18 protein-coding genes are annotated in these 18,388 nt (G+C 61.6%); 14 read left to right on the plus strand and 4 right to left on the minus strand.

Going from position 1 to position 18,388, the window contains the following annotated elements:
- Positions 1 to 6 precede the first annotated feature (6 nt).
- The 4 genes from V7651_RS10930 to V7651_RS10945 all read left to right on the plus strand — a co-directional run bounded on the left by V7651_RS10930 (position 7) and on the right by V7651_RS10945 (position 3,703).
- A complete protein-coding gene (locus V7651_RS10930) occupies positions 7 to 1,293 on the plus strand; it encodes a glutamate-5-semialdehyde dehydrogenase (RefSeq protein ID WP_335590141.1) in 1,287 nt (428 codons plus the stop codon).
- Positions 1,290 to 1,883, plus strand: a complete 594-nt coding sequence (locus tag V7651_RS10935) for a nicotinate-nucleotide adenylyltransferase (protein WP_335613204.1) — start codon at positions 1,290 to 1,292, stop codon at positions 1,881 to 1,883. Before V7651_RS10930 ends, V7651_RS10935 begins: the two co-directional genes overlap by 4 nt.
- Complete coding sequence (locus tag V7651_RS10940) at positions 1,880 to 2,632, plus strand: HesA/MoeB/ThiF family protein (RefSeq protein ID WP_035536703.1); 753 nt, start codon at positions 1,880 to 1,882, stop codon at positions 2,630 to 2,632. The genes V7651_RS10935 and V7651_RS10940 overlap by 4 nt, the downstream gene beginning before the upstream one ends.
- 66 nt (positions 2,633 to 2,698) lie before the next feature.
- Positions 2,699 to 3,703 carry an alpha/beta fold hydrolase gene (locus V7651_RS10945; protein ID WP_335613205.1) on the plus strand — a complete coding sequence of 335 codons (1,005 nt, stop codon included), beginning with the start codon at positions 2,699 to 2,701 and terminating at the stop codon, positions 3,701 to 3,703.
- 21 nt (positions 3,704 to 3,724) lie between these two features.
- Here V7651_RS10945 and V7651_RS10950 read toward each other — a convergent pair whose 3' ends face one another.
- The 4 genes from V7651_RS10950 to sdhC are packed head-to-tail and all read right to left on the minus strand — an operon-like array spanning position 3,725 to position 7,137.
- Entirely contained in the window at positions 3,725 to 4,507 is a 783-nt protein-coding gene (locus V7651_RS10950; protein ID WP_335590138.1) for a succinate dehydrogenase iron-sulfur subunit, read from the minus strand.
- A 10-nt stretch (positions 4,508 to 4,517) separates the two neighbouring features.
- Positions 4,518 to 6,305, minus strand: coding sequence for a succinate dehydrogenase flavoprotein subunit (sdhA, locus tag V7651_RS10955; protein WP_335590137.1), 1,788 nt, complete (start codon positions 6,303 to 6,305; stop codon positions 4,518 to 4,520).
- 23 nt (positions 6,306 to 6,328) lie between these two features.
- Positions 6,329 to 6,724 carry a succinate dehydrogenase, hydrophobic membrane anchor protein gene (gene sdhD, locus V7651_RS10960; protein WP_335613206.1) on the minus strand — a complete coding sequence of 132 codons (396 nt, stop codon included), beginning with the start codon at positions 6,722 to 6,724 and terminating at the stop codon, positions 6,329 to 6,331.
- Between the two features lie 14 nt (positions 6,725 to 6,738).
- Complete coding sequence (gene sdhC / locus V7651_RS10965) at positions 6,739 to 7,137, minus strand: succinate dehydrogenase, cytochrome b556 subunit (protein WP_335590135.1); 399 nt, start codon at positions 7,135 to 7,137, stop codon at positions 6,739 to 6,741.
- Between the two features lie 92 nt (positions 7,138 to 7,229).
- Here sdhC and V7651_RS10970 point away from each other — a divergent pair, with 92 nt between their 5' ends.
- The 10 genes from V7651_RS10970 (at position 7,230) to V7651_RS11015 (ending at position 18,360) form a co-directional block, all read left to right on the plus strand.
- Complete coding sequence (locus V7651_RS10970; RefSeq protein WP_335590134.1) at positions 7,230 to 8,987, plus strand: DUF885 domain-containing protein; 1,758 nt, start codon at positions 7,230 to 7,232, stop codon at positions 8,985 to 8,987.
- 61 nt (positions 8,988 to 9,048) lie between these two features.
- Positions 9,049 to 10,902: an ABC transporter ATP-binding protein gene (locus tag V7651_RS10975; protein ID WP_335590133.1), complete on the plus strand. Its 1,854-nt coding sequence runs from the start codon at positions 9,049 to 9,051 to the stop codon at positions 10,900 to 10,902.
- A gap of 6 nt (positions 10,903 to 10,908) precedes the next feature.
- Positions 10,909 to 11,622: a type 1 glutamine amidotransferase gene (locus V7651_RS10980; RefSeq protein ID WP_335613208.1), complete on the plus strand. Its 714-nt coding sequence runs from the start codon at positions 10,909 to 10,911 to the stop codon at positions 11,620 to 11,622.
- 108 nt (positions 11,623 to 11,730) lie between these two features.
- Positions 11,731 to 13,245 (plus strand): phosphomannomutase/phosphoglucomutase, encoded by a 1,515-nt coding sequence (locus V7651_RS10985; protein ID WP_418887242.1) that lies wholly within the window; start codon positions 11,731 to 11,733, stop codon positions 13,243 to 13,245.
- 5 nt (positions 13,246 to 13,250) lie between these two features.
- Complete coding sequence (locus tag V7651_RS10990; RefSeq protein ID WP_335590130.1) at positions 13,251 to 13,679, plus strand: hypothetical protein; 429 nt, start codon at positions 13,251 to 13,253, stop codon at positions 13,677 to 13,679.
- Positions 13,680 to 13,764: 85 nt separating this feature from the next.
- The gene (locus V7651_RS10995) at positions 13,765 to 15,069 is read left to right on the plus strand and encodes a UDP-glucose dehydrogenase family protein (RefSeq protein WP_335590129.1); all 1,305 of its coding nucleotides are present in this window, start codon (positions 13,765 to 13,767) and stop codon (positions 15,067 to 15,069) included.
- A gap of 33 nt (positions 15,070 to 15,102) precedes the next feature.
- The gene (fsa, locus tag V7651_RS11000) at positions 15,103 to 15,753 is read left to right on the plus strand and encodes a fructose-6-phosphate aldolase (protein WP_335590128.1); all 651 of its coding nucleotides are present in this window, start codon (positions 15,103 to 15,105) and stop codon (positions 15,751 to 15,753) included.
- A 6-nt stretch (positions 15,754 to 15,759) separates the two neighbouring features.
- On the plus strand, positions 15,760 to 16,575 hold the full coding sequence (thiD, locus tag V7651_RS11005) for a bifunctional hydroxymethylpyrimidine kinase/phosphomethylpyrimidine kinase (protein WP_335590127.1): 816 nt from the start codon (positions 15,760 to 15,762) through the stop codon (positions 16,573 to 16,575).
- A gap of 89 nt (positions 16,576 to 16,664) precedes the next feature.
- Positions 16,665 to 17,492: a PhzF family phenazine biosynthesis protein gene (locus V7651_RS11010; RefSeq protein WP_335590126.1), complete on the plus strand. Its 828-nt coding sequence runs from the start codon at positions 16,665 to 16,667 to the stop codon at positions 17,490 to 17,492.
- 217 nt (positions 17,493 to 17,709) lie between these two features.
- The gene (locus V7651_RS11015; protein ID WP_335613210.1) at positions 17,710 to 18,360 is read left to right on the plus strand and encodes a polysaccharide deacetylase family protein; all 651 of its coding nucleotides are present in this window, start codon (positions 17,710 to 17,712) and stop codon (positions 18,358 to 18,360) included.
- Positions 18,361 to 18,388: the final 28 nt, after the last annotated feature.

The raw sequence follows: 18,388 nt of genomic DNA on the forward strand, positions 1-18,388 counted from the left end.
GGGCTCATGACTGTTCAATCTCCCGTTCCCGACTCCGCCCTGACTGAAACCATGATGGACATGGGCACGCGTGCCCGCAGTGCATCGCGTGCGCTTGGCCGTCTCAGCGCTGACGACCGCACACGTGGCCTGAAGGCCATCGCGGAAGCGATCCGCGCCGCCGCACCGACCATCCTTGAAGCCAACGTGAAAGACATGGAAGCGGCCCGCAAGAAGGGTCTCGATGCTGCCATGCTCGACCGCCTCGCACTCGATGAGAAGCGCGTCGACGGCATCGTTTCCGGCGTTGAAGCGATTGCTGCTTTGCCTGATCCCATCGGCCGCGAACTCGCGCGCTGGAAGCAGCCCAACGGGCTCGACTTTGCCCGCGTCGCCGTGCCGCTCGGCGTTATCGGCATCATCTATGAAAGCCGCCCAAACGTGACCGCTGACGCTGGCACGCTCTGCCTGCGCTCCGGCAACGCGGCCATCCTGCGCTGCGGCTCGGAAAGCACGCGCTCGTCGCACGCGCTTGTCGATGCCATGCGCGCTGCGCTGAAGGCCGAAGGCCTGCCCGAAGACGCGATCCAGCTCGTCGGCACGACAGACCGCGAAGCTGTTGGCCACATGCTCTCCGGCCTCGACGGCCAGATCGACGTGATCGTCCCGCGCGGCGGGCGCAGCCTTGTCGAGCGCGTCCAGATGGATGCCCGTGTGCCGGTCATCGGCCACCTTGAAGGCCTCTGCCACACCTATGTCGATGCCGCTGCTGATCCGCAGAAGGCGGTCGATATCGTCGTCAACGCCAAGCTGCGTCGCACGGGCGTCTGCGGCTCGCTGGAGACCTTGCTTGTTGATGCCAAGGTTGCCGACACGCTGTTGCCAAAGATCGCCGCTGCGCTGACTGATGCCGGCTGCGAACTGCGCGGCGACGCCAAGGCCCGCGCCATTGTGCCGAGCATGAAGACGGCCACCGAAGAAGACTGGGCCACCGAATATCTCGCGCCTATCCTCGCTGTGTCTGTCGTCGACGGCATTGACGGCGCCCTCGCCCATATCGAGCGCTGGTCGTCCGGCCACACCGATGCGATCATCACCGAGGATCAGGCCGTGGCTGACCGCTTCCTCGCGACGGTCGACAGCGCCATCGTGCTGCACAATGCCTCGACCCAGTTCGCCGATGGCGGCGAGTTCGGTTTCGGTGCAGAGATCGGCATCGCCACTGGCCGCATCCATGCGCGGGGCCCTGTGGGCGCCGAGCAACTCACGATCTACAAATATGTCGTGAGGGGCACAGGGCAGACCCGTCCTTGAATCACCTGAAGCTTCCGGGACCAGTTGACGGCCTGCGCATTGGCCTGTTTGGCGGAAGCTTCAATCCGGCCCATTCCGGCCATCTGCACGTTGCCGAAACGGCGATGCGGCGCCTCGGCCTGGACTGGGTCTGGTGGATCGTCGCGCGCGGCAATCCGCTGAAGACCTCGCATGGCGATTTCGACGCTCGCCTTACCTCGGCACGCACGCTTGCCACCAACCCGCGCATGATCGTGACCGACATCGAGGCGCAGCTCGGCCTGACCTATACGTCCGACACGCTGGCCGCCATCGTGAACCGGGCACCCCAGGCGCATTTCGTCTGGCTCATGGGGGCAGATAACATGGTCGGCTTCCACCTCTGGCAAGACTGGCAGGGCATCGCCAGCACTTTGCCGATTGCCGTGATCGCGCGCCCGGGCGTTGGCACCGGTGCGCGCAACTCACCTTTCGCGCGCCGGTTTGCCAGCAGCCGTATCCCGGCCTCAGCCGCGCGCGCACTACCCATGGCCACGCCGCCCGCATGGACCTACTTGACCGCCCCGCTCGATCCGGCCTCATCCACCGCTCTACGGGCCGCAAAATCATGACGTCCCAACCCGTGGATATCGAGCGCCATAAACGGCATATCCTGCTCAAGGAAATTGGCGGACCCGGCGTGCAGAAACTGCGCGGCGCGACAGTATCGATGGTCGGGGCAGGGGCGCTGGGCGGCCCATGCGCACTCTATCTCGCCGCAGCAGGTATCGGCCGGCTCGAGATATGGGACGATGATGTCGTCGACCGTTCAAACCTCCAGCGCCAGATCCAGTTCGGCGAAGGCGATGTTGGCCAGCCCAAGGCTGAAACGCTTGCCACCAGTTTGCAGGCTGCGCATCCGGATACGCAGGTCTCCTGGCATCGCCACCGGTGGAGCGAAAGCCATCCGCTCGCTGGCGATATCCTGATCGACGCGTCCGACAATTTCCCCACCCGCTATGCGCTCAACGCCGCTGCCCACGCATCGGGCCGCGCACTCGTGCAGGGCGCCGCTGCGGGCTGGTCCGGGCAGGTCAGCGTCTTCGCATCCGGCCTGCAACCGGGCGCGCCCTGCTACCGCTGCTGGGTGCCGGAGACGCCACCTGACGCCGAAGCCTGCGATGAAGTCGGTGTGGTTGGCGCCATGACTGGCATGGTCGGCGCAGCCATGGCGCTGGAAACCGTCAAGCTGATAACCGGCGCTGGGGCGCCTTTGATCGGGCGCATCCTGCTTATGGACGGGCTGGCCGGAACGCAGCGAACAGTTAAACTGAAAGCGGACACGAGCTGCAGCACCTGCGCCAGTATACACGCCGATTGACAGTGGGGCCGCACTCTCCCTTAGTGCTTGCCAGAGGGAAAATAGAATCCGGAAAGGACGCACAATATGTTTCGAGGCCTGATTGCGATTGTCGTAACACTTGCCATCATTCTGGGCGCGGGATGGTTCGTCATGAAGCGGGACGATATCGGCTATGACCGCCTGGAATCCATGTATGCCAGCAAGGCCAGCCGCTTCATGCCGATGGGCGAGGATAGCCGCATCCACTATCGCGATGTCGGCCCGCGCGACGCGCCGGTCCTCGTTCTTGTGCACGGCTTTTCTGCTTCGCTGCACACATGGGAGCCGTGGGTCAAGAATCTGAGCAAGGACTACCGTGTTCTGACGATTGACCTGCCCGGGCACGGCCTGTCACGCTGCCTTGATGTGTCGGCGACGGGTATCCCGCAATTCGTTGATGTTATCGATCAGGTCACGCACAATCTGAATGTTGACCAGTTCACGCTTGTCGGCAATTCCATGGGCGGCCATACCGCCTGGTCCTATGCGCTGGCGCATCCGGAGCGCCTTGATGGCCTTGTGCTGGTGGATGCCTCCGGTTGGCCGAAAACAGGCGATGAAGCCGAATCCTCACCGCTCGTTTTCAAGCTGCTCGCCAATCCGCTCGCGCGGCGCGTCATGAAGGATATCGACATGACGGGCCTGATCCGCAGCGGCCTTGAAGACAGCTTTGCTGATCCGGCTCTGGTCACGGATGCCATGGTCGAACGTTACGGCGCGCTCAGCCGCGCCCCCTGCCACCGTGAAGCCATCCTTAACCTGATGACTGGCCGCGACGACCGCTCAGATGCGAGCGTCGAAAAGCTGGCCGCCATCACCGCGCCGACGCTTATCCTGCAAGGTGAGAAGGATAATCTTGTGCCTGCCACGCATGCCGAGAAGTTCCATACGGCCATCGCCGGATCAGAGCTGAAGCTCTATCCCGATGTCGGGCATTTGCCGCAGGAAGAAGCTGCATCCCAGTCGGTGGCCGACCTCAGGAATTTCCTGTCGACGCAGGTTTATGTCGTGTCAAATGAAGCGCTGCCGGAGCCGCTGCCTGCGGAATGACGGCATGGCCGTCACTCCAAATCAGGAAACGCGTTCGACCATCATGTGCTTGATCTTGGCGATGGCTTTCGCCGGGTTCAGCCCCTTCGGGCAGACCTGCGCGCAGTTCATGATCGTATGGCAGCGATAGAGCTTGAACGGATCTTCAAGGTCATCAAGGCGCTCGCCCGTGGCTTCGTCGCGGCTGTCGATCAGCCAGCGATAGGCCTGCAGAAGCGCGGCGGGGCCGAGATACTTGTCGCCGTTCCACCAGTAGGACGGGCAGGACGTCGAACAGCAGGCGCACAGGATGCACTCATACAGGCCGTTCAGCTCTTCGCGGTCGGTCTCTGACTGCTTCCATTCCTTCTCAGGCGCCGGTGTGACGGTCTTCAGGAAGGGCTGCACATAGGCGTGTTGGGCGTAGAAATTGGTCAGGTCGGGGATCAGGTCCTTGACCACCGGCAGGTGGGGCAGGGGAGAGATCGAGATCACGCCGCCGGGCAGTTCGTCAAAGCCCTTGGTACAGGCAATCGTGTTGTTGCCCGCAATGTTCATGGCACACGAGCCGCATACGCCTTCGCGGCAGGAGCGGCGGAAGGCCAGCGTCGGGTCAATCGTGTTCTTGATGTAGAGCAGGACGTCCAGGATCATCGTCCCGGCCTTGTCCATATCGACCCAATAGAGGTCCCAGCGCGGATTGCCGGCTTCCTCAGGGCTATAGCGATAGATCTTGAACTGGCGCAGGTTTGTTGCGCCCTGCGGTTTCGGCCAGGTCTTGCCTTTGCCGACTTTGGAGTTCTTCGGAAGTGTCAGTTCAACCATCTTAAAACCCCTAGTAAACCCGTGCTTTCGGCTCGATATACGCGATCTCGTTTGACATCGTGTAATCGTGCACGCCGCGATAATCGATCGTCACCTTGCCGGCGTCATCGACCCAGGCGAGCGTGTGCTTCATCCACTTTTCGTCGTTGCGGTCAGCGAAGTCTTCGCGCGCGTGGGCGCCGCGGCTTTCCTCGCGGTTGGCCGCAGAGTTCACGGTGACGGAGGCTTGAGCGATCAGATTGTCGAACTCCAGCGCTTCTATCAGGTCCGTGTTCCAGACCATGCCGCGATCTTTCACGTCGATGCCCGGCAGTTTCTTGTAGACGCCATCAATGGCTTCAACGCCGCTGCGCAACACGTCGCCTGTGCGGAACACGGCGCAGTCATTCTGCATGGCTTTCTGCATCTCAAGGCGCAGCTTGGCGACCGGCTGGTCGCCGCTGGCGTTACGCATCCGGTCAAAGCGGGCGAGGTGGCTGTCGGTTGCGCCCTTGGGCAGTTCCGGCTGCGTCGCGCCAGCATCTGTCGTCTCGCCGCAGCGCAGGCCAGCGGCGCGGCCGAAGACGACAAGGTCGATCAGCGAGTTGGAGCCGAGACGGTTGGCGCCGTGCACCGAGACGCAGGCCGCTTCGCCAACGGCCATCAGGCCCGGCACGACCGAGTCAGCGTCGCCATTCTTCTTGGTCAGCACTTCGCCGTGATAATTGGTCGGGATGCCGCCCATATTGTAGTGAACCGTCGGCAGGACGGGGATCGGCTCCTTGGTCACGTCGACACCGGCAAAGATTTTCGCGGTTTCCGAAATGCCCGGCAGGCGCTCGGCCAGAACGGCGGCGCCAAGGTGTTCGAGGTGAAGGTGGATATGGTCCTTTTCCGGGCCAACGCCGCGGCCTTCGCGAATTTCCATCGTCATCGCGCGGCTGACAACATCGCGCGAGGCAAGGTCTTTCGCCGATGGCGCATAGCGCTCCATGAAGCGCTCGCCCTCGGAGTTGGTGAGATAACCGCCTTCGCCGCGCGAGCCTTCGGTAATCAGGCAGCCCGAACCATAGATGCCGGTCGGGTGGAATTGCACGAATTCCATGTCCTGCAGCGGCAGGCCGGCGCGCAGCACCATGGCATTGCCGTCGCCCGTACATGTGTGGGCCGATGTGCACGAGAAGAAGGCGCGGCCATAACCGCCGGTTGCCAGAATGGTCTTCTGCGCGCGGAAGCGGTGCAGCGTGCCGTCATCAAGCTTCCAAGCGGTCACACCGCGGCAGACGCCTTCGTCATCCATGATGAGGTCGAGCGCGAAATATTCGATGAAGAACTCGGTCTCTTCTTTCACGCACTGGCCGTACAGCGTGTGCAGCATGGCGTGACCGGTCCGGTCAGCCGCCGCGCAGGTGCGCTGGACAGGGCCCTGGCCGAAGTCGCGTGTCATGCCGCCAAAGGCACGCTGGTAGATCTTGCCTTCATCGGTCCGCGAGAAGGGCATGCCCCAGTGCTCGAGTTCGTAGACGGCGGCAGGCGCGTTGCGCGTCAGGTATTCGATCGCGTCCTGGTCGCCGAGCCAGTCGGAGCCCTTGACGGTATCGTACATGTGCCAGCGCCAGTTATCTTCACCCATATTGCCGAGCGAGGCAGCAATGCCGCCCTGTGCAGCAACCGTGTGCGAGCGCGTCGGGAACACTTTGGTGATGCAGGCCGTGCGCAGGCCGGCCTGGGCCGCACCGAGCGCGGCGCGAAGGCCGGAGCCACCGGCGCCAACGACAACGACGTCATATGTGTGATCAACGAATGTGTAGTCAGTCATCGTGGTTTCTCCCGCAGCCGCCATCAGGCGTCCGCGCCAATCCAGAGTTTGAGCACCGAGAGGGCGACGGTCGCGAACAGCGCGATACACGCGAAACTGTTCAGGATCAGCAGCGCCGAACGGGTACCTGTCTTACCGATATAGTCCTCGATGACGATCTGCATACCGATACGCATGTGAAAGAATGCCGCGCCGGCTGTCAGGATCAGAAGGATCGCGTTCCAGGGCTTGGATGCCCATTCGACAGCGCCGTCATAACCCGCGCCTGAGGCGTGAATGACCGAGTAGAGAAACCATGGCACGAGAAACACCATCGCAATCGCGGTGACGCGCTGGCGGATATGGTCGCTGGTGCCGGACTTGGCCGATCCGAGGCCGCGTGCGGCTTTGGCAGGCGTGATGAACTGATTGTTCGCCATCTTCTAAAGACCCCTTATGCCAGCAGCACGACGGCCCAGATGGCCACCGAAGCGAGAACGGCAAAAACATAGTTGAAAACGGAAACGGCGCTGGCGGTCTTCGGGTCGAAGCCGATATGCGGGCCGTCCCAGAACAGGTAGCGGATGCCATTGGCGAGGTGGAACAGGACAGCCACTGTCCAGAGGAACAGGATGACCTGACCCGGGATCGAGCTGATGATCGGCTCGAAAAAGGCGAAGGCGTCAGGGCCGCTGGCCAGGGCGACCAGCCATGCGGCGATCAGGAATGTGCCGAAATACATCGCCATGCCGGTAAACCGGTGCGTGATCGATGCAAACATGGTGGCGTGATACCGCCAGATTCCCAGATGGGGCGACAGGGGGCGGGAATCGGCCTGGTTCGTGCCTGACATGAAAGCTTACCTCACCTGTAATGAAACGCTTGGCTTCGCGTTCTAGGCGCCTCTATGATCCTGTCAACGTGAAGGGCTATAGGAGCGACAATATGAAACCGCTTTTTCTTGGGATCGGCCTGATCCTGATGCCGCTTCTCGCAACTGCTGAGCCTGCGCCAGACCCGATGGACGCGCTCGTCAGCGCCTATGAGGCCTATGTCCGCGACGTCAACCCGGACCAGGCGGCCGAAGATGACGACACAATTGCGCGTCAATGGCGTGATGTGCGCACGGAAACGGTCGAAGCGCAGGCCAAGCGGGCGTCCGCTCTTCAAGATGAGATCGCTGCGGCTGAAACCGGCCGCACGGTGGACAAGGCGATCCTGAATCGCCTCCTGCAACTTGATATCGACGACGCAAAATATGACGCTGCCCGTATCCCGTTCACCGGCGATTGGGGCTTTCAGGCCGAACCCATCTTCACCGCCATGCAGACAAAGCTCGACTCCGTCGAGGATGCCGAGGCCTGGACCGCGCGCCTGAATGACGTGCCCCGCTATTTCGGTGAGAACATTGATAATATGCGACGCGGCATCGCCACCGGCTGGATCGCCCACAAGGATCCGCTGAACACGATGACCGACCAGATCCGCGAGCAGATCGTCACCGATCCTGCCGACAGCGATCTCTACAAGCCGTTCGAAACCCTTCCAGCTGACATGGATGCCGAAACCGCTGAGCGCCTGCGCGCCGAAGGTCTGGAGGCGGTTTCTCACGCGGTCACCGCCTACAAGGACACGCTGCGCTTCATTCAGACCGAATATGCCTCGCATGCGCGCCCGGCGCCGGGCCTCGCCAGCCTTTCCGGCGGGCAGGAAGTCTATGCCGCCGCCGTCGAGCATCACACGGCTGGGGCCGGCTACACGCCGGTCGAGATCCATGAGCTTGGCGAGCGCGAAGTCGCGCGCATCCGGTCCGAAATGGAAGATATCATCGCCGAGATCGGTTTTGAGGGCAGCTTTGCCGACTTTCTTGCCTTCCTGCGCTCCGACCCGCAATTCTATGCCGCGTCTGCCGATGATCTGATGGCCAATGCCAAGGCTGTCGCCGCGCGCATGGACGCCATGTTACCGGATTATTTCGGCCGCCTGCCGGAGCTTCCTTATGATGTTGAGCCCGTGCCGCTCGCCATCGCGCCCGGCTACACGTCCGGTCGCTATGTCGAGGGCGATCCAAAGGAAGGCCGTCACGGCATCTATTGGGTCAATACGTACGCGCTTGAACAGCGTCCGCTCTATGAACTGCCCGCCCTTACCGCGCATGAGGCGGTGCCGGGCCACCACCTGCAAATCGCGCTCAGCCGTGAAATGACCGACCAGCCAAAATTCCGTCAGGACTATTACGCGACTGCGTTTGGCGAAGGCTGGGGGCTTTATGCTGAACATCTCGCAGGCGAAGCGGGCATGTATGAGACGCCCTATGAGCGCTTCGGTGGCCTCTCCATGGAAATGTGGCGGGCCTGCCGGCTTGTCGCCGATACGGGCCTGCACTGGTACAACTGGACGCGCGAACAGGCCGAGGCCTGCTTCAAGGAGAACACGGCGCTGGCCCAGCTGAACATTGACAATGAAGTGACGCGCTATATCGGCTGGCCGGGCCAGGCCGTAGCCTACAAGGTAGGCGAGCTGAAAATCCGCGCGCTGCGGGCCGAAGCAGAAGCGGCACTGGGCGAGCAATTCGACATCAAGGCCTTCCATGATGTTGTGCTGGGGCAGGGCGCTGTGCCGCTCGATGTCCTCGACGCGCAGGTGAAAGCCTGGATCGCCAGCCAGTTGCCGGAAGCCGAGCCTTCCGCACCCGCAGAATAGGCCCACAAAATATAGAGCCACTGCTTGTGCTGAGGTCGGCTTGAGGCCACATGGGCGAGCCATGTTTAGCTTCTTTGAACGCCGTATTGAGCCCTTTCCCGACGCCCCTTTGGAGGTTCCTCCGAAGGGCTTCCTGGCGTTCATGCTGCATTATGTACGCGACGCCGTGCCATGGCTGATCCTCATGTCCGTCTTTACGGCGATCATCGCCATTGGCGAAGTCACGCTGTTTGGCTTCCTGGGAGGCATCGTTGACTGGCTGGCCAGTTCAGAGCGCGAAGGCTTCTTCCAGCGCGAGGGCGGCAAGCTCGCCCTCATGGCTGTGGTTGTTCTTGTTGTCCTGCCGTTGGCGACGCTGGCGCAGGGCCTGATCGTCTATCAGGGCCTGATGAGCAATGTGCCGATGAGCGCGCGCTGGCGCATGCACAAGCAGATGCTCGGCCAATCAATGAACTTCTTCGGCAACGAGTTTGCCGGCCGCGTGGCCACAAAGGTCATGCAGACATCCCTGTCGGTGCGCGAGACGGTGATGAAGGTGCTCGACGTCTTTGTCTTCGTGATCGTCTATTTCCTGTCGGCCCTTACGCTTGTTGCCTCAGCCGATCCCCGTCTCACGCTGCCGCTCATCCTTTGGGCCGTGGTCTATGGCTTCGTCCTGCGCTGGTTCATCCCCCGGCTTGGCAAGATTTCCGAGAAGCAGGCCGATGCGCGCTCTGTCATGACCGGGCGCATCGTTGATTCCTATACCAACATCCAGACGGTGAAGCTGTTCGCCCATGCGGGCCGCGAGGAAGACTATGCGCGCGAAAGCATGGATGGCTTCCTTCAGACTGTTTACAAGCAGATGCGCTATGTCACCGGCTTCAACGTCATCGTCTATCTCAACAATTCGCTGCTCGTCTTCCTGATCGCCGGCGGCGGCATCCTGCTCTGGCAGGGCCAGCTTGTCGGCGCGGGCGCCGTGGCAGCTGCCATCGGCCTCGCACTGCGCATCAAGTCCATGTCGCAATGGATCATGTGGGAAGTCGCAGGCCTCTTCGAGAATGTCGGTGTCGTCTATGATGGCAAGGCCATGCTGGAAAAGCCGGTCATCGTGGCCGACACACCGGATGCGCAGGTCCTGCCGCGCGGCGCTGGCGCCATCGCTTTCGAGAACGTGACCTTCCACTATGGCAAGGGCGCCGGCGTCATCGAGAACATGTCCCTCTCCATCCGTCCCGGTGAAACGATCGGCCTTGTCGGGCGCTCGGGCGCCGGCAAGACCACGCTGACCAATCTTCTCTTGCGTTTCTATGATGCCGAAAGCGGCCGCATCCTGCTCGACGGGCAAGATATCGCCCATGTCACGCAAGACTCCCTGCGCGCGCAGATCGGTGTCGTGACGCAGGACACGTCCCTCCTTCACCGCTCCATCCGCGAGAACATTGCCTATGGCCAGCCGGATGCCAGCGATGCCGAGATCAATACGGCGGCCGGCAAGGCCGCTGCGCTCGATTTCATTGCCTCGCTCGAAGACGCAAAGGGCAATGTCGGCCTTGATGCCCATGTCGGTGAGCGCGGCGTGAAATTGTCGGGCGGCCAGCGCCAGCGCATCGCCATTGCCCGCATCTTCCTCAAGGACGCGCCCGTCCTGATCCTCGACGAGGCAACCTCGGCCCTCGATTCCGAGGTCGAGGCCGTCATCCAGGACAAGCTGTTCGACCTGATGGAAGGCAAGACCGTCATCGCGATTGCCCACCGCCTGTCGACCATCGCCGCGATGGACCGTCTGATCGTCCTCGACCAGGGTCGCATCGTGGAAGAGGGCACGCATGAGGAGCTCGTTCAGGCCGGTGGCCTCTATGCCGACCTTTGGGCGCGCCAGTCGGGCGGCTTTCTTGTCGAGCCCGAGGCGATCGAAATGCAGGCGGAGTAGGGCGGCGTGAAACTGACGATTATCGAAACCGGGCTCGTTCCGAAGCCTATCCGGGCATCATTCGTGGATTATCCGGGCATGTTTCGGGCACTTATTCGGGCATCCGATCCCTCAATTTCGTTCGAGACGGTGTCAATTATCAAGGGCGAGCGTCTGCCGGACCCGGCAGGTCTTGAAGCCATTCTGATCACAGGATCACCCGCCGGCGTCTATGATGACGAGCCCTGGATGGCGCCGCTGATGGCGTTCATTCGCGGCGCCGCCAACGCGCAAGTGCCGCAGGTCGGCATCTGCTTCGGCCATCAGGCCATCGCCGAGGCCCTTGGCGGCAAGGTCATCAAGTCGCCCAAGGGCTGGGGCGTCGGCCGCCACACATATGACGTCGAGGCGTGTCCCGGCCTTGTCGCAAAAAATTGTCCCAAAACCATATCCGTCGCGGTAAGCCATCAGGATCAGGTCGTCACCTTGCCGCCGGGTGCGGAGGTCATCGCACGGTCGGATTTTACGCCCTATGCGGGCCTCCATTATGCGCAGGCGCCAGCGCTCAGTTTCCAGTGCCATCCGGAGTTCGACGACACCTATTCTGCAGCACTCTATACAGCACGCAAGGAGCGCCTCGGCGCTGCGGCAGAGGCTGCCGTCAGCTCTCTGGCGACCCCGCACGACAATCACGTTCTGGGCAGCTGGATCACCGGCTTTCTCAAGGCGCATGCGAGCTAGGGGATTGCAGGGTTAACCGATCGCCCGTGGCGCGAAACCTGCATCCGGTTGCCAGCAGCAACAGACTTGTGTTGAACACATGCTGAAACCCGGAGATTGCCCGCCATGATGCCGAAGCCCCTCGCCCATATCGAAGCCAACACGCTCGAATTCGAAATCCTGCCCATGGTGAAGCCGACAGGCTTCCGGGAGTATGATGCGCGCTGGTGGTTCAACGGCATCGGCCATGAGAAGGCTCCGGAACTGAACTTCACGGGCGTTCAGGCCCTCGGCCTCGGCATGGCGACGCTGTTCCACGAAATGGGCGTCACGCCGAAAGTCGTCACCGGCCACGATTTCCGCTCGATCAGCCAGCCCATCAAGAACGCGCTGATACTTGGCCTCGTCCAGGGCGGCTGCGAAGTGCTCGACGTTGGCCTGGCCCTCTCGCCAATGGTCTACTGGAGCCAGTTCGAGCTCGACGCGGCCTGCTGCGCCATGGTCACCGCCAGCCATAACGAGAATGGCTGGACCGGCGTGAAAATGGGCGCCGACCGCCCGCTCACCTTCGGTCCTGTCGAAATGGGCCGCCTGAAAGAGATCGTCATGGCGGGCGCCTTCGTCCCGCGTGCCGGCGGCGGGCATCACCGCGTTGACGGCATGCGCGAGAAATATATCGCCTCGGTCGCCGACGGTGTGAAACTGTCGCGCCCGATCAAGGTGATCGCAGCCTGCGGCAACGGTACGGCTGGCGCCTTCGCGCCGGATGCCCTGCGCGCAATGGGCGCCGAAGTCATCGAGATGGACTGCGATCTCGACAACACGTTTCCGAAGTATAACCCGAACCCCGAAGATGCCGAAATGCTGCACGAAATGTCGAAAGCCGTGAAAGACCTCGGCGCCGACGTCGTGCTTGGCTTTGATGGCGATGGCGACCGCTGCGGGGTTGTCGACAATACGGGCGAGGAAATCTACGCCGACAAGATCGGCCTGATGCTGGCCCGCGACCTGTCGAAGAACTACAAGAACGCGACCTTTGTGGTCGATGTGAAATCGACAGGCCTCTACAAGACCGACCCGATCCTCAAGGAAAACGGCGCCACGGTCGACTATTACAAGACCGGCCACTCCTACATCAAGCGCCGCACGAACGAGCTGGGCGCCCTCGCAGGCTTCGAGAAGTCCGGCCACTTCTTCTTCCGTCCGCCCATCGGGCTTGGCTATGACTGCGCCCTGACGGCTGCCAAGGCGATCCTCGAAATGCTCGACCGCAACCCCGGCAAGACCATGGCCGACCTGCGCGACGAGCTTGGCGTGGCCTTCACGTCCCTCACCATGTCGCCGCATTGCGGAGACGAAGTGAAGTATGAGGTGGTCGACAAGATGGTCGCCGAATACGAGGCGCTGAACGGCACTGAAATCCTCGGCCGCAAAGTGGTCGACGTGAACACGGTGAACGGCGCCCGCGTGACGCTGGAAGATGGCAGCTGGGTGCTGATCCGGGCTTCCTCCAACAAGCCGGAACTCGTTGTCGTGGTCGAATCCATGTCCAGCGAGGACGACATGCGCGATCTCTTCCACAAGGAAATCAAACCGCGCCTCGGCAAGCATAAGGAAGTCGGCGCCTACAATCAGGAAATCTGACGGTCATGGGCCTGAATCCGAACTATGCCGCCGTTTCCGGTCGCCAGCAGGTGACCGGCCGCTGGGCCATCACCCTGCCGGGTGAGTTCAATCGCCGCGAAGAAGAGGCAGGACTCTGCTTCTGGCGGCCCGGCCTGACGATCTGGCTGACGGCCTATGGCGCCGAAGACGGAATGACGATTGAGCAACGTCTGGCGCGCGATCGCGGCAATGCCTCGCCGGAGGCAACAGATATGGACGAAAGCCAGCAGGATGGCGTCGGCCGTCTCACCTATCGTCTTGCGGAAACAAGAGCGGACGGCGCGATCGTCAATGGCCTCTACTCTTATGTCCATGGCGAGGCCGGCCAGGTGATGGTGGCGGCGTATTTTGATTCCGACACGGACCTTGAGGCGGCTCGCCAAGTATCCGCCTCAATAACCTATACAGGCTGACGAACGGGTACAGGCTCTTGACCTGACGGCCCAAAAATCGCACGCCCCTGCGCAAACCGGGCGGGCTTTCGAAAAGGATGATTCCATGCGCGTTGCGATGATCGGTACAGGCTATGTGGGCCTGGTTTCGGGTGCTTGTTTTGCGGACTTCGGTCACATCGTGACCTGCGTCGACAAGGATGCCTCGAAGATTGAGCGCCTGAAGAATGGCATCATGCCTATCTACGAGCCGGGTCTCGACGCACTTGTCGCCAGCAATGTTGAGGAAGAGCGCCTGTTCTTCACGACCGAGGCCGCCGAAGCCATCAAGGATGCAGACGCCGTCTTTATTGCAGTCGGCACGCCTTCACGGCGCGGTGACGGCCATGCAGACCTCTCCTATGTCTATGCGGCGGCTGAAGAGATTGCCGGCCTGATGGACGGCTTTACGGTTGTTGTAACGAAATCGACTGTTCCGGTTGGCACGGGAGACGAGGTTGAGGAGATCATCCGCAAGGCCCGGCCCGACGGAGACTTTGCGGTTGTTTCCAATCCTGAATTTCTGCGCGAAGGCGCCGCAATCAAGGACTTCAAGATTCCGGACCGCGTGGTCGTCGGCACCGAGGATGAGCGCGCCCGCCAGCTGATGCGCGAGCTTTATCGCCCGCTTTTCCTGAACGAGACGCCTATCCTGTTCACGGATCGGCGTACGTCTGAACTGATCAAGTATGCCGCCAATGCCTTCCTTGCTGTGAAGATCACTTTCATCAATGAAATGGCAGACCTGTGCGAGAAAGTCGGCGCCAATGTGCAGGAAGTGTCGCGCGGTATCGGCCTCGACAATCGTATTGGCCGCAAGTTCCTGAACGCGGGTCCTGGCTATGGCGGCAGCTGCTTCCCGAAAGACACGCTTGCCCTCAGCAAGACAGCCAATGATGTCGGCGCCCCCGTCCGTATCGTCGATACGGTCGTCGAAGTGAACAAGGCGCGCAAGAAAGCCATGGCTGACAAGGTCATCGCGGCCATGGGCGGCGATGTGAAGGGCAAGACCATTGGCGTGCTCGGCCTCGCGTTCAAGCAGAACACCGATGACATGCGCGATGCACCGAGCCTCGACATCCTGCCGGCGCTGATGGCGGCCGGCGCGAAAGTTCGCGCCTATGATCCTGAAGCGATGACGGAAGCGGCGCACCTGCTCGAGGGCGTCGATTTTGCGACAAGTCCCTATGACGCGATCCAGAATGCAGATGCCATGGTCATCATCACTGAATGGGATCAGTTTCGTGCGCTCGATTTTGATCGCGTGAAAGCTGCGCTGAACACGAATATCGTGGTAGACTTGCGCAACATCTATTCCCCCGAAGACATGGCGGCCCGCGGCTTCGCCTACACGTCAATCGGACGCCCGTAATTCCCACTTTCCTTTCCAGACCGGATCCCAGACATGAAATTCTTCGTCGATACAGCTGATACAAAAGACATTGCCGAACTGGCCGCAACCGGCCTGATCGATGGCGTCACGACCAATCCTTCGCTGATCGCCAAGGCCGGGCGCCCCTTCGCTGAAGTGATCCAGGAAATCTGCGGTCTCACCACCGGCCCCGTCAGCGCTGAAGTCGTCGCCACCGATGCCGAGGGCATGGTGCGCGAAGGCCGCAAGCTGGCCAAGATCGCCGAGAACGTGGCCGTGAAACTGCCGCTGACATGGGATGGCCTCAAAGCCTGCCGCACGCTGTCTGACGAAGGCACGGCCGTTAACGTCACGCTTTGCTTCTCGGCAAACCAGGCCCTGCTGGCGGCCAAGGCTGGCGCCGCATTCATCTCGCCCTTTATCGGCCGCCTCGACGACATCAATCTCGACGGCATGGAACTGATCAGCGACATCCGCCAGATCTATGACAATTACCTCTTCGACACTGAAATCCTGGCAGCCTCGATCCGTACGCCCAATCACGTGAAGCTCTCTGCGCTTGCCGGCGCAGACGTGGCGACCATGCCGCCCAGCGTCATCAAGAGCCTGGTCAACCATCCCCTGACGGACAAGGGTCTCGAGACCTTCCTCGCCGACGCGAAGAAGGCAGATATCAAGGTCTGATGCATCATGGCTGAGGCCGTCGATCGCAAAGGGCGCGTGCTCATCATTGCCGGTTCGGACTCGGGCGGCGGTGCCGGCATCCAGGCCGATATCAAGACCGTTACCATGCTCGGTGGCTATGCCATGACGGCCGTTACGGCCATCACGGTGCAGGACACTAAAGGCGTTCACGGCGTCTGGCCGGTGCCCATTGATGCCGTCATCGGGCAAATGCGCGTCACGCTGGCCGATATTGGTGCCGACGTGATCAAGACGGGCATGCTGGGGTCCGCCGCGCTGGTTGAGGCCATTGCCGAATGTCTGGACGAGCACGCCTTGATGATCCCGCGGGTGATTGATCCCGTCATGGTTGCGACATCGGGTGACCGCCTTGTCGACGCCAAGGCCGTCGAAGCGATCCGTTCCGAACTGGTGCCGCGTGCCCGTCTGGTGACGCCAAATGCCCCGGAAGCGGAAGTGCTGACAGGCAAGGCCGTCGAATCCATTGATGGCCAGCGCCGGGCTGCGGACCGCCTGCTCGAACTCGGCGCCCATGGCGCGCTGGTCAAAGGGGGGCATATCGGTGGCAGCGTGATCACCGATGTGTTGCAAACCCCGACGGGCGAATGGCTATTCGAAAGCCCACGCATCAATACACGCTCCACGCACGGCACAGGCTGTACGCTTGCCTCGGCGATTGCGGCCTATCTCGGGCAAGGCGTCAGCGTTCCGGACTCGGTTGAGCAGGGGCGTGACTATCTGCTGGGCGCACTGCGGACCGCGAAGGGACTCGGAATGGGCCATGGACCGGTCAACCATGGCTGGCTTCTGGACGGGGATTGACCCGTTAGGCCCTCTGAAGGCCCTGTCAGAAATCGTCGTTTCTGTACGGACAGGCGGTGTGCTTAAAGCGTCTCTCAGGAGATAAACCGATGACCCAGCCCTTGCCCCTCTACCAGGTAGACGCCTTTGCCACCCGCGCATTCGAAGGCAATCAGGCCTGTATCATGCCCCTGGACGCCTTCCTTCCGGATGAGGTGATGCTGGCCATCGCAGCCGAAAACAATGTCGCTGAAACGGCCTACATCGTCCGCACCGGCGAAGGGAGCTGGAACCTGCGTTGGTTCACCCCGGCCGTTGAAGTGCCGCTATGTGGCCATGCCACGCTGGCGGCTGCGCATGTGCTCTTCACGCATGAAGGCTATGCGGGCGAGACTATTGCCTTCGACACGGTCAAATCCGGACGCCTGACCGTGCGCAAGCTGGAAGACGGGCGGCTGGAGATGGATTTTCCATCGGGCCCGATAACGGAAATCCCCGTCAGCGACGATGTCGCCGAGGCGCTCGGTGCACGGCCCGTACAGGCCTGGGGCGGCATGTTCTATGCGGCCATGTTCGAGACGCCTGATGCAGTGCATGCGCTCAAACCGAACCTGAAAGCGCTGGCTTCGCTCGGTGTGCCGGGCGAAGGCTGGGACCGTGGCAATTTCGGTTGTTTTGCGCCCGGCGGAGACGGCGTTGATGTGACCAGCCGTTTCTTTGCGCCGGGCAGCGGCATTGATGAAGACCCTGCCACGGGCAGCTGGCACACAATACTGGCGCGCGTCATGTCGGAGCGGTTCGGGAAGGACGCCTTGTCCTGCTTCCAGGCCTATCCCGGGCGAGGGGGACGGATCGATACGCTCCTGCAGGGCGATCGGGTTAAGCTCTCCGGCCATAGCGTGACCACAGTCGAAGGCCGCTTTTTCCTGCCGGTGTAAAATCGCGTCTCACGTGCGGCTATTTGCGGGCGGCATGAAAGGTCGATATTGGTTTCGCAGGCCCTAACGGCAGCCTTGTGGATTATTCAATATGAGATTTCGATCAGGCGTGCGTGGTATTCGGCGATCAGTCCTTTTGGGCGCGTGCAGTCTGCTTGTCGCAGCATGCTCTGTGGCGCCAGCGTCTGACCCCAAGCCGGTATCATGCGACGCGACCATGTTGGGCGTGGACCGTACGATAAAGGTAACGCCTAGGACGGGACCGATTGATGCGCTGCTGAAAGACCACGAAGTGGTCCTGACATTCGATGATGGGCCCGATCCGAAGCGAACGCGCGCTGTGCTCGACGCGCTCGACAAGGAATGCGCCAAGGCAACCTTCTTCCTGTTGGGGAATCAGGCGAGCCGCTATCCCGCAATGGTCCGTGAAATCAGCGCAAGAGGCCATTCTGTTGGCAGCCATACATGGTCCCACGCAAATCTGGTGAACATGAGTGATGCGAGGGCGAAGGATGAGGTTTCGCGCGGCCAGGAAGCCGTCAATGCTGCGCTGACCAGTATCGACAAGCGGTCCTTGATGTTTCGCTTTCCATACGTCGCGACGACGCCGGACTTGTCCCGGATGGTACGGGACATGGGCTTGCTTGAAGTCGGCGTGACCGCTGATGGCGCCGACTGGACCCGCATTTCGCCGGAAGAGGCCGTGGACCTGGTGTTTCAAAAGCTGTCGATGAGCGGCAACAAGGGTGTGATACTCCTGCATGATCCCTTTAACCGTTCAAACGTGCGCACGGCGCTGCTTCTGTCGCGGCTGAAGCAGGACGGGTACAGGATTGTCGCCCTCGAAACCGCAAATTCTACCCAGTAACCTTTCGCTCTTGATGGCATGATATGTG

The sequence above is a fragment of the Hyphomonas oceanitis genome (genome assembly GCF_036964545.1).
GTDB lineage: Bacteria > Pseudomonadota > Alphaproteobacteria > Caulobacterales > Hyphomonadaceae > Hyphomonas > Hyphomonas oceanitis.